Source organism: Streptomyces sp. NPDC048254 (assembly GCF_043201895.1).
GTDB lineage: Bacteria > Actinomycetota > Actinomycetes > Streptomycetales > Streptomycetaceae > Streptomyces.
The window spans coordinates 285605-300750 of record NZ_JBICZJ010000006.1 but is presented as its reverse complement, the minus strand read 5'-3'; the positions used below and the strand labels follow the sequence as shown (position 1 = coordinate 300750).

The 15146-nt window shown below is 71.0% G+C and carries 15 protein-coding genes; 14 read left to right on the top strand and 1 reads right to left on the bottom strand.

Annotated features, from left to right (window positions below; genetic code table 11):
• The first annotated feature begins 1 nt into the window (after nt 1).
• The 10 genes from ACGFZQ_RS19410 (at nt 2) to gatB (ending at nt 11402) form a co-directional block, all read left to right on the top strand.
• Nucleotides 2–700 carry an SDR family oxidoreductase gene (locus tag ACGFZQ_RS19410; RefSeq protein WP_393841377.1) on the top strand — a complete coding sequence of 233 codons (699 nt, stop codon included), beginning with the start codon at nt 2–4 and terminating at the stop codon, nt 698–700.
• 77 nt (nt 701–777) lie between these two features.
• Nucleotides 778–1779 (top strand): methionine synthase, encoded by a 1002-nt coding sequence (locus tag ACGFZQ_RS19405; RefSeq protein WP_393841376.1) that lies wholly within the window; start codon nt 778–780, stop codon nt 1777–1779.
• A gap of 14 nt (nt 1780–1793) precedes the next feature.
• The gene (ligA, locus tag ACGFZQ_RS19400) at nt 1794–3989 is read left to right on the top strand and encodes an NAD-dependent DNA ligase LigA (protein ID WP_393841375.1); all 2196 of its coding nucleotides are present in this window, start codon (nt 1794–1796) and stop codon (nt 3987–3989) included.
• A 213-nt stretch (nt 3990–4202) separates the two neighbouring features.
• Nucleotides 4203–6434: a putative bifunctional diguanylate cyclase/phosphodiesterase gene (locus ACGFZQ_RS19395; RefSeq protein WP_393841374.1), complete on the top strand. Its 2232-nt coding sequence runs from the start codon at nt 4203–4205 to the stop codon at nt 6432–6434.
• Between the two features lie 369 nt (nt 6435–6803).
• Nucleotides 6804–7175 (top strand): DUF4267 domain-containing protein, encoded by a 372-nt coding sequence (locus ACGFZQ_RS19390; RefSeq protein ID WP_351739592.1) that lies wholly within the window; start codon nt 6804–6806, stop codon nt 7173–7175.
• Nucleotides 7176–7218: 43 nt separating this feature from the next.
• Nucleotides 7219–7710, top strand: coding sequence for a cupin domain-containing protein (locus tag ACGFZQ_RS19385; RefSeq protein WP_393841373.1), 492 nt, complete (start codon nt 7219–7221; stop codon nt 7708–7710).
• Nucleotides 7711–7821: 111 nt separating this feature from the next.
• Complete coding sequence (gatC, locus tag ACGFZQ_RS19380) at nt 7822–8118, top strand: Asp-tRNA(Asn)/Glu-tRNA(Gln) amidotransferase subunit GatC (protein ID WP_018544665.1); 297 nt, start codon at nt 7822–7824, stop codon at nt 8116–8118.
• 6 nt (nt 8119–8124) lie between these two features.
• Nucleotides 8125–9633 (top strand): Asp-tRNA(Asn)/Glu-tRNA(Gln) amidotransferase subunit GatA, encoded by a 1509-nt coding sequence (gatA, locus tag ACGFZQ_RS19375; protein ID WP_393841372.1) that lies wholly within the window; start codon nt 8125–8127, stop codon nt 9631–9633.
• On the top strand, nt 9630–9872 hold the full coding sequence (locus ACGFZQ_RS19370) for a hypothetical protein (RefSeq protein ID WP_351739584.1): 243 nt from the start codon (nt 9630–9632) through the stop codon (nt 9870–9872). The genes gatA and ACGFZQ_RS19370 overlap by 4 nt, the downstream gene beginning before the upstream one ends.
• Before the next feature lie 15 nt (nt 9873–9887).
• On the top strand, nt 9888–11402 hold the full coding sequence (gene gatB / locus ACGFZQ_RS19365) for an Asp-tRNA(Asn)/Glu-tRNA(Gln) amidotransferase subunit GatB (protein WP_382544102.1): 1515 nt from the start codon (nt 9888–9890) through the stop codon (nt 11400–11402).
• Nucleotides 11403–11479: 77 nt separating this feature from the next.
• Here the strand turns inward: gatB and ACGFZQ_RS19360 are convergent, their stop codons facing one another.
• Nucleotides 11480–12277, bottom strand: a complete 798-nt coding sequence (locus ACGFZQ_RS19360) for an SAM-dependent methyltransferase (RefSeq protein ID WP_393841371.1) — start codon at nt 12275–12277, stop codon at nt 11480–11482.
• A 186-nt stretch (nt 12278–12463) separates the two neighbouring features.
• On the opposite strand from ACGFZQ_RS19360, the gene ACGFZQ_RS19355 reads away from it, so the two are divergent.
• The 4 genes from ACGFZQ_RS19355 (at nt 12464) to ACGFZQ_RS19340 (ending at nt 14621) form a co-directional block, all read left to right on the top strand.
• Nucleotides 12464–12787 carry a hypothetical protein gene (locus tag ACGFZQ_RS19355; protein WP_351739576.1) on the top strand — a complete coding sequence of 108 codons (324 nt, stop codon included), beginning with the start codon at nt 12464–12466 and terminating at the stop codon, nt 12785–12787.
• 182 nt (nt 12788–12969) lie between these two features.
• Nucleotides 12970–13545 (top strand): GNAT family N-acetyltransferase, encoded by a 576-nt coding sequence (locus ACGFZQ_RS19350; protein WP_393841370.1) that lies wholly within the window; start codon nt 12970–12972, stop codon nt 13543–13545.
• A gap of 35 nt (nt 13546–13580) precedes the next feature.
• Nucleotides 13581–14231, top strand: coding sequence for a hypothetical protein (locus tag ACGFZQ_RS19345; RefSeq protein ID WP_393841369.1), 651 nt, complete (start codon nt 13581–13583; stop codon nt 14229–14231).
• A gap of 198 nt (nt 14232–14429) precedes the next feature.
• Nucleotides 14430–14621: a hypothetical protein gene (locus tag ACGFZQ_RS19340; RefSeq protein ID WP_351739568.1), complete on the top strand. Its 192-nt coding sequence runs from the start codon at nt 14430–14432 to the stop codon at nt 14619–14621.
• Nucleotides 14622–15146 lie beyond the last annotated feature (525 nt).

Genomic DNA, 15146 nt, shown 5'->3' with positions numbered 1-15146 from the left:
CATGGCCCTCATGGCAACTCATGTGATCACCGGTGCCGGTTCCGGCATCGGCGCCGCCGTGGCCCGCCGACTGCACGCGCGCGGGGACGACCTCGTCCTGCACGCGCGCGACGCGGGCCGAGCGAAGGAACTGGCCGCCGGGCTCCCCGGTGCCCGCACCCTGGTGGGCGACCTGGCGGACCCGGACAAGCTCTCCTGGGCCTTCTCGCACCAGACGCTGCCGGACCGGGTCGACTCGCTGCTGCACATCGCGGGCGTGGTCGACCTGGGCGAGATCGGCGAGCTGACCCCGAAGTCCTGGCGCCACCAGCTGAACGTCAACCTGGTCGCACCGGCCGAACTGACCCGCCACTTCCTGCCCCAACTGCGCGCCGCCCGCGGCCACGTGCTCTTCGTGAACTCGGGCGCCGGCCTCAACGCCCACGCGGGCTGGTCGGCGTACGCGGCCTCCAAGCACGGCCTGAAGGCTCTCGCCGACTCCCTCCGGCACGAGGAACACGGCAACGGCGTCCGGGTCACCTCGGTCTACCCCGGCCGCACGGCGAGCCCGATGCAGGCCAAGGTCCACCAGCAGGAGGGCAAGGAGTACGACGCGTCCCGCTGGATCGACCCGGAGTCGGTGGCGACCACGATCCTGACCGCCCTGGACCTCCCGAGAGACGCGGAGATCAACGACGTGACCGTACGTCCCGGCGCCTGATACCAAACCCCCACAACCCGCACGTGACCAACCACCGTCGCACCCCCCCCGTCGGCCACCGAACCTAGGCTTCCCACGTGAACGCAACCCCCTCCTTCGGCCCGGCCACCGGCGTCGGCTCTCTCCCCGGCACCGACGCCCGAGAGGCCGCCAAGGCCGCGACCGGCAGCTTCGAGGACTTCCCCTTCCTCCCCGAACTGCCCGCCCGCGGCCCCGGCGCCGACATGATCGGCCGTACCGCCGGCCTGCTCGTCGAGCTCTACGCGCGCGTAGAGCCCAGCGGCTGGCGGCTCGGTGACCGGCCGGGCCGGGACACCCGGCGGGCCGTCTCCTGGCTGGGGGAGGACCTGGACGCGCTGGAGGAGTTCACCCAGGACTACGAGGGTCCGCTCAAGGTGCAGGCGGTCGGCCCCTGGACCCTCGCCGCCGCCCTGGAGCTGCGGAACGGCGAGTCCGTTCTCTCCGACCCCGGCGCCTGCCGCGACCTGGCCGCCTCCCTCGGCGAAGGCCTGCGCCTGCACCTCGCCGAGGTCGGGCGCCGGATCCCCGGTGCCCGGCTCGTCCTGCAACTCGACGAGCCGTCCCTCACCGCCGTACTGCGCGGTCAGGTGCGGACCGCCAGCGGCTACCGCACCCACCGGGCCGTGGACCGCCAGGTCGTCGAGTCGACGCTGCGGGACGTCATCGGCAGCCACACCGGCGGCCCGGTGGCCGTCCACTCCTGCGCCCCCGACGTGCCCTTCGCGCTGCTGCGCCGGGCCGGGGCCGCCGCCGTCTCCTTCGACTTCTCGCTCCTCACCGAACGTGACGAGGACGCGATCGGCGAGGCCGTGGAGGGCGGTACCCAGCTGTTCGTCGGTGTCGTTCCGGGCACGGACACGGCATTGTCAGACCCTGCCGGTAGCGTCATGGGTGTCAGGACGCTGTGGCGCAGGCTGGGGCTGCAACCAGGGCTTCTCGCGGAGGCCGTGACGGTCACCCCGTCGTGCGGGCTGGCGGGTGCTTCCCCCGCCTATGCCCGGCAGGCGCTCGCCCACTGCGTCCGGGCGGCGAGATCACTCGCGGACAACCCAGAGTAACGGGAGGAAACACGGTGGCCGGCGACAAGCAGCAGGCGGAGACGGCGGTGCCCGCAGAGGCACGGGAACAGCACGCGCGGACCGCCGAGCAGATCGAGGAGCACCGCTTCCGGTACTACGTGAAGGACGCTCCGGTCATCAGCGACGCGGAGTTCGACAAGCTCCTGAAGTCCCTGGAGGCGCTGGAGGACCAGTACCCCGAGCTGCGCACCCCGGACTCGCCGACCCAGAAGGTCGCGGGTGCGTACGAGACGGAGTTCACGGCGGTCGAGCACCGCGAGCGGATGCTGTCGCTGGACAACACGTTCAACGACGAGGACCTCGCCGCCTGGGCCGAGCGGATCCACAAGGAACTGGGCGACCAGGAGTACCACTTCCTGTGCGAACTGAAGGTCGACGGCCTCGCCGTCAACCTCACCTACGAGCACGGCCGGCTCACCCGCGCGGCGACCCGCGGCGACGGCCGCACCGGCGAGGACATCACCCCCAACGTCCGTACGATCGCCGAGATCCCGGACCGGCTGCACGGCGATACGGTGCCGGACCTGGTCGAGATCCGCGGCGAGGTCTACTTCCCGATGGAGAAGTTCGCCGAGCTCAACGAGCGGCTGGTCGTGGCCGGCGACAAGCCCTTCGCCAACCCGCGCAACGCGGCGGCCGGTTCGCTGCGCCAGAAGGACCCGCGGGTCACCGCCTCCCGCCCGCTGCACATGGTCGTCCACGGCATCGGCGCCCTGGCGGGCTTCGAGGGCATGACCCGGCTCTCCCAGGCCTACGACCTGCTCAAGACCTGGGGCCTGCCCACCTCGCCGCACAACCGGGTGGTCGACGACCTCGACGGCGTACGGGAGTTCATCGCCTACTACGGCGAGAACCGGCACTCCGTGGAGCACGAGATCGACGGGGTCGTCGTCAAGCTCGACGAGATCCGCCTCCAGGGCCGGCTCGGCTCCACCGCGCGGGCGCCGCGCTGGGCGATCGCCTACAAGTACGCGCCGGAAGAGGTCAACACCAAGCTCATCGACATCAAGGTCGGCGTCGGCCGCACCGGGCGGGTCACGCCGTACGCGCAGGTCGAGCCGGTCACGGTGGCGGGCAGCGAGGTGGAGTTCGCGACCCTGCACAACCAGGAGGTCGTCAAGGCCAAGGGCGTGCTGATCGGCGACACGGTGGTGCTGCGCAAGGCCGGTGACGTGATCCCGGAGATCCTCGGCCCGGTCGTCGACCTGCGGGACGGCAGCGAGCGGGAGTTCGTGATGCCGGCCGAGTGCCCTGAGTGCGGGACGCCGCTGCGGCCCATGAAGGAGGGCGACATCGACCTCCGCTGCCCCAACGCCCGTGCCTGCCCCGCCCAGTTGAGAGAGCGGGTGGCCTACCTCGCGGGCCGCGAGTGCCTGGACATCGAGCACTTCGGCGGGGTCGCGGCGGCGGCGCTCACCCGGCCGCTGGAGCCCGCCGAACCACCGCTGGTCGACGAGGGCGACCTGTTCGACCTCACCATCGAGAAGCTGCTGCCCATCAAGGCGTACGTCCTGGACCCGGACAGCGGGCTGCCCAAGCGCGACCCCAAGACGGGCGAGGAGAAGGTCGTCACGGTCTTCGCCAACCAGAAGGGCGAGCCCAAGAAGAACACCCTCGCCCTGCTCCAGAAGATCGAGGAGGCGAAGACCCGCCCGCTCGCCCGCTTCCTCAACGGCCTTTCCATCCGGCACGTCGGCCCGGTCGCCGCGCAGGCACTGGCCCGTGAGTTCCGCTCCATCGACCGCATCGAGCAGGCCACCGAGGAGGAGCTGTCGAACATCGACGGCGTCGGCGGCATCATCGCGACGGCGCTCAAGGAGTGGTTCGCCGAGGAGTGGCACCGCGAGATCATCCGAAAGTGGAAGACCGCTGGAGTCCCGCTGGAGGACGAGTCCACCGGCGAGGACGAGGGGCCGCGTCCGCTGGAAGGCCTCACCGTCGTCGTGACCGGAACCCTGGAGCACTTCACCCGGGACGGCGCCAAGGACGCCCTGCAGAGCCGCGGAGCCAAGGTGACCGGCTCGGTATCGAAGAAGACGTCGTTCGTGGTCGTGGGTGACAACCCCGGATCGAAGTACGACAAGGCGATGCAGGTGAAGGTTCCGGTTCTGAACGAGGACGGATTTGTCGTCCTTTTGGAGCAGGGACCGGACGCGGCGGCCGAAGTCGCCCTTCCGACCGAGGAGTAGCGGTTGAAGGCCACCCGTTCGGCGCATACCAGATGCATACGGGTGGCCGGTGCGCAATCGGGCAACCGTCGACGACCGCTGCCCGTGAAAGCCTTCTGCGGCCTACTGTTGAGATGTGCACCTGCCGTGCCCAAATGCGGTCGGGGCATTCCCGTGCTCCTGCAGGGCACGGACCGCATGGCGTGGGCACCGCCGGCTGTGAGAGGGACGGGAATGGAACCGACCGAGAGCGCCGCCCCGGAAGCGCGGCTGCCGCTGCGCCGCCGGGCGAGCGCGTGGCGGGGGACTCGGTGGACGGTACGGGGCGACCGGCGCGTCGGCATACCGGGGGTGAGCGTCGCACTGGACGCGCGTGACCCGCTGCCGCTGGCCGCCGTCGACCCGCCGCCCGACCTGCCCGGCCACGAGCACGAACGGCACCTGTCCTGGCCCGCGCTGCCCGCCGGAGTCGTCGCGGCCGCCGCGTTCGCCCTCGGCGCGGGCTTCTACCGTGCCTTCACCGACAACCACGCCCTCTTCCCGTCCGGCACGGTCGGCTGGTCGCTGGCCGTGCTGACCGGCATCATCGTCGGCCACCTGGTGCTGCTCGGCCGCGCCCGCTGGTGGGGCGGCACCGGCTCCGGCGCCGCCCTCACCCTCGCCGTACTCCTGCTGTACGGCTGGGTACCCGCCGGTATGGTCAGCCTCACCGTCGTCGTCCTGGTCGGCATAGCCAGGCGCCACCGCTGGCGGCAGGGCGTCCTGCACGGCGCGGTGGACATCCTCGGCATCGGCGCCGGCGCGCTGGTGCTCGGCGTCTTCGGCCGGGTACCGACCGTCGAGTCGCCCTGGAACCCCGACAGTTGGAGCGTCGCCACCGCCCCCGAGGTCGTCCTCGTCGCGGTGGCCTACCTCGCGGTCACCCGCGCCCTGCTCTGGTACCTGCACGCACCGCGCGGCGGCGGAGTGCCCACCGTCGCCCACACCGCCCTGATGCGACAGGGTCTGGTCGCCGTCGCGCTGCTCGGCATCGCCCCGCTGATCTGCGTGGTCGCCGTCGCCCAGCCGCTGCTGCTCCCGCTGTTCTCCATCCCGCTGGTCGCCCTCGACTCCACCCTGTGGATAGCCCGGGCCCGCGCGGAGGAGCAGCTGCGCGACCCGCTGACCGGACTGCCCAACCGGCAGTGGCTCCTTGAGCGGATCTGGACCGCCCTCGACGACGCCGAACGCATCGGCGCCCGCGCCGCCCTCATGCTGATCGACCTCGACCGATTCCGTTCGGTCAATGACACGCTCGGTCATCTCGCCGGTGACCGGCTGCTGTTGCAGATAGCCGACCGGCTGCGGGCCGCGCTGCCGCGCGGTGCGGAGGCGGCCCGGCTCGGCGGCGACGAGTTCGCGGTGTTACTGCCGGTCGCCGACTCCACGACGTCCGCGACCCGGATCGCCCGGGGCCTGGTCACGGCCCTCTCCTCCCCGCTCGACCTCGACGGCCTCACCCTCGTCCTGGAGGCCAGCGCGGGCGTCGCCGTCTTCCCCGACCACGCGCTGGACGCGGAGGGGCTGCTGCGCCGGGCGGACGTGGCGATGTACCAGGCGAAGCGGGACCGCACGGGCGTCGAGGTGTACGAGTCCAAGCGGGACTCCAACACCCCGGACCGGCTGGGGCTGCTGGGCGATCTGCGCCGCGCCCTGGACGCGCACGAGGTGCAGTTGCACTACCAGCCGAAGGTGCGCTTCGACGGGCAGGTGGCCGGTCTTGAGGCGCTGGTGCGGTGGGTGCACCCCGAGCGCGGCAAGGTACCGCCGGACGAGTTCATAGCGATCGCCGAGTCGTCCGGACTGATGCCCCATCTGACGGAGTACGTCCTGGAGACCGCGCTCGCCCAGGTCGCCCGGTGGCGGGCACAGGGGCTGCGGGTGCCGGTGGCGGTGAACGTCTCGCCGCGCGACGTCCACACCCCGGGCTTCGCGGGCTCGGTGGCGGCGCGGCTGGCCCGGCACGGGGTCCCGGCGGGGGCGCTCCAGCTGGAGATAACCGAGCATGTGCTGCTCGAGGACCCGCAACGGGCCGCCGACACCCTCGCGGGTCTGACCGGGCACGGCGTGAAGATGTCGCTGGACGACTTCGGCACGGGCTACTCGTCGTTGGTGCATCTGCGGCGGCTGCCGGTGAGCGAGCTGAAGATCGACCGGTCCTTCGTGGCCCGGCTGGCCGTGGACAACGAGGACGCGGAGATCGTGCGCTGCACGGTCGACCTCGCGCATTCGCTGGGGCTGCTGGTCGTCGCGGAGGGCGTGGAGGACGACGAGACGTGGGAGCGGCTGCGGGACCTCGGGTGTGACGCCGTACAGGGGTGGCTGGTCGCCGCGGCGATGCCGCCGGAGGAGACGACGGCGTGGCTGTTGGCGCGGGGGTCGCGGGGGTGGCAGCGGCCGCGGGCTGCGTTGCCGGCCGCCGAGTAGATCTCGGCCCACCCGCCCGTTCACCGTTCGTGCGGCGCCGTGGGCGGGTGCGGGTCGTTCGCGGTTGCTCGCGCCCACGCGGCGGAGCCGCACATCGGACACAGCCCCGCGCGTGAACATCGCGTCGTACAGGGCCGGGCGTCGGCGGGCGAACGACATGTAGTCCTCGGCCACCGCTGCCATGATCGCGCCCTTGCCCTGGCCGCGTCCCAGCCCTCCGCCTCCGCGAGTTCCCGCTCTGCCCGCTCGCGCTCCCGGCACATCGGAATCGGCATGCCAGAGATTCTAGCAGTGCTAGACAATCTGCCAAGGCTCCACTAGCGTCGCTTTCAGTCCTAGCGCTGCTAGAAAGACCCCAAGGGGGCCGTCATGACCATCACCGCCTACACGCTCGCCGCCGTGCTCGACCTGTTCATCCTCTTCATCGGAGCCCGGTTCCTGCTCCAGCCCGGCCCGTCCGCCGCCGGCTACGGCGTCCCCGCCGACCCGAACGGCGACGCCTCCGCCTACCTCGCGGTCAAGGGCCTCAGGGACGGCACCTTCGGTGTCATCGGCTTCGCCCTGCTCGCCTTCGCCGGCGCCCGTGCCGAGGCCTGGTTCATGCTCTGTGTGGCGCTCGTGCCGTTGTTCGACACGCTGATAGTGCTGCGCCACGGCGGGACGAAGGCGGTCGCGTACGGGATCCACTTCGCCACCGCGATCGTTGTGCTGATCAGCGCGGTGCTGCTGTTCCTCGTGTGAACGGCTCGCGTGAACGGCAGGTCAATCAACAGGGGGTTCTGGAATGTCGTTGTTCGTACCGAAGTTCGATGAATCCGTGATCGTGTGGGAGGCCGACGCCGAGCTGGTCGGCGCTGACCCCACCCGGGTCCGGCTGCTCGCCGACAGCAGCGCCACCGGAGGCGCGCTCTCCACCGTTCGGGTCACCCTCGGCGAGGGCGGCGACGGCGCCCGGCCGCACCTGCACCGCAACTCCGCCGAGATGTTCTACCTGCTCGACGGCGCCGCCGAGCTGCTCTCCGGCGACGACGTCGTCACCGCCGAGCGCGGCGACCTGGTCGTCATCCCGCCCGGGGTGCCGCACGCCTTCGCCGCCGTCCCCGGCAGCACCGCGGACATCCTGATCGTCATCACACCGGGCGTGGAGCGCTTCGAGTACTTCCGCCACCTCCAGCGCCTGCGCCTGGGCGAGGCCACCCTGGAGAGCCTCCTCGAGGTGCAGGAGCTGTACGACAACCACTACCTGAAGAGCGTGGCCTGGGAGCAGCGCCACTGAGCCGGTGAGCCGCCGCGGTTCCGGGGCCCGGGGAAACCGTTGCACGGTCACCGGGCCCCGCCCCATAGGATTGGCTCCAAACCACACACACTCACCCCAGAGGAACGCTGCATGCCTGGCATCACGCGCGAGGAGGTCGCCCACCTCGCCCGGCTGGCGCGTCTGGAGCTGAAGCCCGAAGAACTCGACCACTTCGCGGGACAGCTCGACGACATCATCGGCGCGGTCGCCCGCGTCAGCGAGGTCGCCGACCAAGACGTACCGCCGACCTCACACCCGCTGCCGCTGACGAACGTCATGCGCGCGGACGAGGTCCGTCCCTCGCTCACCCCCGCGCAGGCGCTCTCCGGCGCCCCGGCCCAGGAGCAGCAGCGTTTCAAGGTGCCGCAGATCCTGGGGGAGGACTAGACAGCCATGACGGCCAATAAGATCGAATACTGCATCAGGCTCACCGCCGCCGAGACCGCCGCGAAGATCGCCTCCGGCGAGCTCACGGCCGTCGAGGTCACCGAGGCCCACCTCGCCCGGATCGAAGCCGTCGACGAGAAGGTGCACGCCTTCCTGCACGTCGACCGCGAGGGGGCGCTCGCCCAGGCGCGTGCCGTCGACGAGAAGAAGGCCCGGGGCGAGAAGCTCGGGCCGCTCGCCGGCGTCCCGCTCGCGCTCAAGGACATCTTCACCACCGAGGGCGTGCCGACCACCGTCGGTTCGAAGATCCTCGAAGGCTGGATCCCGCCGTACGACGCCACGCTCACCAAGCGGCTGAAGGCCGCCGACGTGGTCATTCTCGGGAAGACCAACATGGACGAGTTCGCCATGGGGTCCTCCACCGAGAACAGCGCGTACGGGCCCACCGGCAACCCCTGGGACCTCACCAAGATCCCCGGCGGCTCCGGTGGCGGTTCCTCCGCCGCCCTCGCCTCCTACCAGGCGCCGCTCGCCATCGGCACCGACACCGGCGGCTCCATCCGTCAGCCGGCCTCCGTGACCGGCACGGTCGGTGTGAAGCCGACGTACGGGGCGGTCTCGCGGTACGGCATGGTCGCGTTCTCCAGCTCGCTGGACCAGGGCGGCCCGTGTGCCCGTACGGTCCTGGACGCCGCCCTCCTCCACGAGGTCATCGCCGGGCACGACCCGCTGGACTCCACCTCCATCGACGCGCCCGTCCCGCCGGTCGTCGAGGCCGCCCGCAACGGCAGCGTCGAGGGCATGCGCGTCGGTGTCGTCAAGCAGTTCCGCGGGGAGGGCTACCAGCCCGGTGTCATCCAGCGCTTCGACGAGTCCGTCGAGCTGCTGAAGGAACTGGGCGCCGAGATCGTCGAGCTGGACTGCCCGTCCTTCGACCTGGCGCTCTCCGCGTACTACCTGATCGCGCCCTCCGAGTGCTCCTCCAACCTCGCCCGCTTCGACGGCCTGCGCTACGGCCTGCGGAGCGGCGACGACGGCACGCACTCCGCCGAGGAGGTCACCTCCCTCACCCGTGAGGCGGGCTTCGGCCCCGAGGTGAAGCGCCGCATCATGCTCGGCACCTACGCGCTGAGCAGCGGGTACTACGACGCGTACTACGGCTCCGCGCAGAAGGTCCGCACGCTCATCACGCGCGACTTCGAGAAGGCCTTCGAGCAGGTGGACGTGATCGTGTCGCCCACGACCCCGACCACCGCCTTCGCGATCGGCGAGCGTGCCGACGACCCGATGGCGATGTACCTGGCCGACCTGTGCACCATCCCGACCAACCTGGCGGGCAACGCGGCCATGTCGCTGCCCTGCGGTCTCGCCCCGGAGGACAACCTCCCGGTGGGCCTGCAGATCATCGCGCCGGCGCTGAAGGACGACCGCCTTTACAAGGTCGGAGCCGCTGTCGAGGCCGCCTTCGTGGAAAGGTGGGGGCACCCGCTCCTTGAGGAGGCACCGTCGCTGTGAGCAACGCACTGTCCAAGGCCAAGGGCTTCAAGAAGTCGAAGTCCGGTACGTACCTGTCGATGGCCACCACCGTGTTCGGCGCGGTCGGTGTCGCCAAGCAGATCAAGAAGGCCCGCGCCGAGCACGACACGCTGCGGCTGATCGATGCCACCGTGTCCGCCGTCGCGATCGTCACCGGCCTCGCCATCCTCTACCGCGAGCTGAAGCGGCTGGGCGACGACGACGTCCTGCTGGGCTGAGAGGGAAGTTTCACCGTGACCACCACGACCGACCTGGTGTCGTACGAGGACGCGCTGGCGTCGTACGACCCCGTCATGGGCCTTGAGGTCCATGTCGAACTCGGCACCAAGACCAAGATGTTCTGCGGCTGTTCGACCGAGCTGGGCGCCGAGCCCAACTCGCAGACCTGCCCGACCTGCCTCGGCATGCCCGGCGCGCTCCCGGTCGTCAACGCGATCGGCATCGAGTCGGCCATCAAGATCGGTCTCGCGCTGAACTGCGAGATCGCCGAGTGGTGCCGTTTCGCCCGGAAGAACTACTTCTATCCGGACATGCCGAAGAACTTCCAGACCTCCCAGTACGACGAGCCGATCGCCTTCAACGGCTACCTCGACGTGCAGCTGGAGGACGGCGAGACCTTCCGCGTGCAGATCGAGCGCGCCCACATGGAGGAGGACACCGGCAAGTCCACCCACGTGGGCGGCGCGACCGGCCGTATCCACGGCGCCTCGCACTCGCTGCTCGACTACAACCGCGCGGGCATCCCGCTCATCGAGATCGTCACCAAGCCGATCGAGGGCGCCGGCGAGCGTGCTCCCGAGGTCGCGCGGGCGTACGTCCGTGAACTGCGCGAGGTCATCAAGGCGCTCGGCGTCTCGGAAGCCCGTATGGAGATGGGCCAGATGCGCTGCGACGTGAACCTGTCGCTGCGCCCCAACGGCACCGAGAAGTTCGGCACGCGTTCCGAGACGAAGAACGTGAACTCGCTGCGGTCCGTGGAGCGTGCGGCCCGCTTCGAGATCATGCGGCACGCGGCCGTGCTGAGCGGCGGCGGCACGATCATCCAGGAGACCCGGCACTTCCACGAGGACACCGGGTCCACGACCTCGGGCCGCGTGAAGGAGGAGGCCGAGGACTACCGGTACTTCCCGGAGCCGGACCTGGTCCCGGTCGCCCCCTCCCGCGAGTGGGTCGAGGAGATCCGCGCCGCGCTGCCGGAGATGCCGCTGGCCCGCCGCAACCGACTGCTCACCGAGTGGGGCATCTCGGCGGTCGAGATGCAGGCGATCATCAACGCCGCCGCGCTGGACCTGATCGTCGCCACCATCGACGCCGGATCCGACGCGGCCTCCGCCCGCAAGTGGTGGATGGGCGAACTGGCGCGCAGCGCCAACGAGTCGGGCAAGGCGCTGGACGAGCTGGCGATCGCCCCGGAGCAGGTCGCCCGGGTCACCGCGCTGGTCAACTCCGGTGACCTCAACGACAAGCTGGCCCGCCAGGTCATCGAGGGCGTCCTCGCGGGCGAGGGCACCCCGGACGAGGTCGTCGACAAGCGCGGTCTGAAGGTCGTCTCCGACGACTCGGCGCTCGGTACGGCGGTCGACGAGGCCATCGCCGGCAACCCGGGCATCGCCGACAAGATCCGCGGCGGCAAGGTGGCCGCGGCCGGCGCCCTGGTCGGCGCGGTCATGAAGGCGACCCGCGGCCAGGCCGACGCGGCCCGCGTCAAGGAGCTGATCCTGGAGCGGCTGGGCGTCAGCGAAGGCTGAGCCCACGGACGACGCCGTACGGCCCCGGAGGCGATGCCTCCGGGGCCGTACGGTTATCTGCGGCGCTATCTGCGGCGCTATCTGCGGCGCGCGACCACGCGGACGAATCCCAGGGCGCGGCCCTCGTCGGCGCGGAGCATCTCGGCGACCTGGCGGGCCATCGTGCGATGGAACTCCTCCGGGCTCTCCTCGGCGACCACCTCGCACCACAGCAGCCAGTCCCGCCAGCCGTCCGGCTGCCAGTCGGCGGCCTCGACCTCGACCGCCCCGCTGCGGGTCCAGTGCCGGCGCCACCAGCCGGGCGAGTGGAAGCACCAGTAGTCGGGCTCCCACCAGGGCCTGAGGTGCTCCGGCGGCTCGGCCCCCGCGGGTTCCTCCCGGAGCGCCGGTACGACCACACCGATCCGGCCGCCGGGCCGCAACAGGCGGGCGAGGGTGGGGAGATAGAGGTCGTCGGTGCCGAAGTACTGGTAGGCGTCGATGCTCACGATCGCGTCGAAGCCCCCCTCGGCGAACGGCAGGTCATGTGCCTCGGCATGCACGGGCTGCACCCGGTCGGCGAACCCGGCCTCCGCGATACGCCGGGCGTTGTCGTCGGCCTTGATCCAGAGGTCGGCGGCGGTGACCTGGGCATGGAACTCCCGGGCCAGGAAGACCGACGTCATCGCCCGGCCGCAGCCGAGGTCGAGCACGCGCGCGCAGGGGCGCAGGGCGTCCAGACCGAGGGCGGGGGCCAGCCATTCCAGCAGCCACAGGGCGTGCGGGCCCATCTGGTTCTCGACCACCCAGCGGGGGTCGTAGGCGTTGCTGAGCGGGTAACGGGGGTGGGTCAGGCGGTCAGTGAGGCGGTCGCCCCCGGTCCTGGTGTCGGACATGGGTGAACGGGCTCCTTGTGATCTTCGTAGTGGAAGGCAATGCGTAGGAGCTCATTCGGACCGGCAAACAACGCACCCGCTTCGGTCGTCGGCGAGGGGCCGATCAAGGCTGACCAGCGGAAGCTAGCAGTTGTCGACATCATTCGCAGCAGGTTTCCTCAGGTGCGGGTACTACGCTCGCCCGCCATGACCGGACACGCGGAATCCGACACCGAACCCGAGATAACCGAGGTGGCGGCCGCGGAGGACGACGAGGATCCCTACGAGGACGCCCGTCGGGCCCGCTGGACCGCCACCGTGACCGGGGCCCTGCTGACCGTGATGGGCCTGACCGCCTCCCTGATGAGACTGGGCGGCGGCGTACCCGCACTGGTCCCGGCCGCCTATGCCGTGGGCTCCGCCGTGTGTGTGGCCGCGGGGGCGCTCGGGGCCCGGGGCCGTACCCGCAGAGCCCTTTGGCTGATGATCCTGGGGGTCATGATCATGGCCCTCGGAGACCAGTTCGACTGACGTTGATCCCGACCGGAGAGCCGACGGCTTTGCGGTACCGCTTCGAGGTGGTCAGGCCCAACTGCCCAGGCGTCGGCCTCGCCCGGACCAGCCGCGTGAACGCCATGTGCCGCCCGAGTGCCGTGCCGCGCATGAGAGGCTCGACGTGCTGTTCGAAGACGTGGTGGAACTGGAGAAGCACGATGTACGCGATATCCCTGGGTGACGACGGCGGCGAACTGCGCCCGCTGGAACCCTGGCACGCCGAGGAGTTCCTGGCCCACCTGGAACGCGGGCGGGAGTTCATCGGACAGTTCATCTCCTTCGGTTCCAGGGAGAAGGACGTGCCCTCCGCGCGGGCGATGCTCCAGCGGTACGCCGACCTGCGCGCCGCCGACACCGGCTCCCTGCACGGCCTGTGGCTCGAGGGCACGCTCGTCGGCGGGGTGCTCTTCCTGAACTTCGACGCGGAGCACGGGAACTGCGAGGTCGGCTGCTGGCTGGAGCCGGCCGGCACCGGGCGCGGACTCGTCACGCGCGCGATGCGGGTACTGATCGACTTCGCGGTCGAGCAGCGCGGTATCCACCGGATCGAGTGGGTCGCCGCCTCGGGCAACGAGCCCAGCCTGAACGTGGCCCGGCGGCTGGGGATGACCCGCGATGGCGTACGCCGCCAGGCGCACCCCTATGGTGGCCTACGGCACGACCTGGAGGTGTGGTCGATCCTCGCCCCGGAATGGCGTGAAGCACGCGCGCGTGCCGTAGAGAACGATCATTAAGAGACCTCTCAGACAGGATCCGTACGGTGCCGGACATGGGAACCAAGACAGCTGACGAGACCGGTGCCGAGACGGGCACCGAGGCCACGACCGACGAGGAGAAGGTGAGCGTCACCACGGAGGCCGACGACGTGACGGAGTCCAAGCCCGAAGCCGAGGCCGGGGTGGAGGCGGCGGCCGCCGGGACCGAGGCCGCCGACGGCACGGACGCCGACCTCGAAGCGGAGGACCTGGAGGACGACGCCGACCTTGCCGGAGAGCTGGACGAGGCCGGGGACGAGGCCGAGGGCCCGTCCGGGGTCGGCCTGGGCGCCGCCGCCGTCGTCTCCGTCGTGCTCGGCCTGGTCTCCCTCACGGGTGGCTGGATCGGTTCGGTGGCCGCCGCCCGCGAGACCCTCGTAGGCCAGCTCCAGACCTCGTCGACCGCGAGCGTCGCCACGCAGGTCAAGGAGGTCTACGGCGACGCCTGGCAGACCACCGCGCTGTGGGCCGGCGCGTTCGCGCTGGTGGCGCTGATCACCGGCGTCGTGGTGATCGCCCGGCCCGCCTTCGGTGCCCCCGGCAAGCCGCAGGCGCCGTGGATCAAGTCGGTCGCCTGGGCGGGTGTCGCCCTCGGTGTCATCGGCCTGCTGCTGGCCGTCCTCAAGTACTCCGACGCGCTGCTCGGACTGCCCTCGACCAGCTGAGACAGCCCAGGTCAGAAGGGGCCTTAGGACGTCCGTAAGCACCTTATGGACGACCTGAGGCCCCTTACGCGCGTCCGGAGTCCGGCGCCGGTCCGAAGATGCGGAACTCTCCCGATGTGGCGGACCCCCCTGGGAGACGAAGGTGGAGGCATCGCGAAAAGCGAAGCCCAACCACCGTCTCTCACCAAGGGAAACGCCATGTTCGAGCTCGAACTCCACCAGATCCGTGCCGCCGAACTGCGTCGGCAGGCCGACGACGCCCGTCTGGTCCGCGAGGCCGTCCGCTACCGCCGGGCCGCCCGCCGCGAGGAGGCGGCCCGCCAGGCCGCCGTGCCGGAAGAAGTCCATACCGGCCGCCGCAGCCGACGCCGGCTCCCGGGCACGGTGTGAACAGGGTGCCGGGCGGCTCCGCCCGCCCGGCGACCCAGAGTCCGGCCGGGGGCCTGGCCCAGAGTCCGGCCGGGGGCCTGGCCCAGAGTCCGGCCGGGGGCCTGGCCCAGAGTCCGGCCGGGGGCCTGGCCCAGAGTCCGGCCAGAGACCTGGCCCAGAGTCCGGCCAGAGACCTGGCCCAGAGTCCGGCCGGGGGCCCGGCCCAGAGTCCGGCCAGAGACCTGGCCCAGAGTCCGGCCAGAGACCGGCCAGAGACCTGGCCCAGAGTCCGGCCAGAGACCTGGCCCAGAGTCCGGCCAGAGACCTGGCCCAGAATCCGGCCAGAGACCCGGCCCAGAACCTGGCCGGAGATTTGGCCGGGGGCCTGGCCCAGGGCCCGGAGGCCGGTGGCCGTACGGGGGTTGGCCACCGGTCTGCGGGACTGCCGTCGGCTCATGCGCCTTCGGGCCGTGTGCCGGTGGGTGGGACGCTGTCGGGCCGTGTGCCGGTGGGCGGGACGCTGTCGGGCCGTGTGCCGGTGGGTGG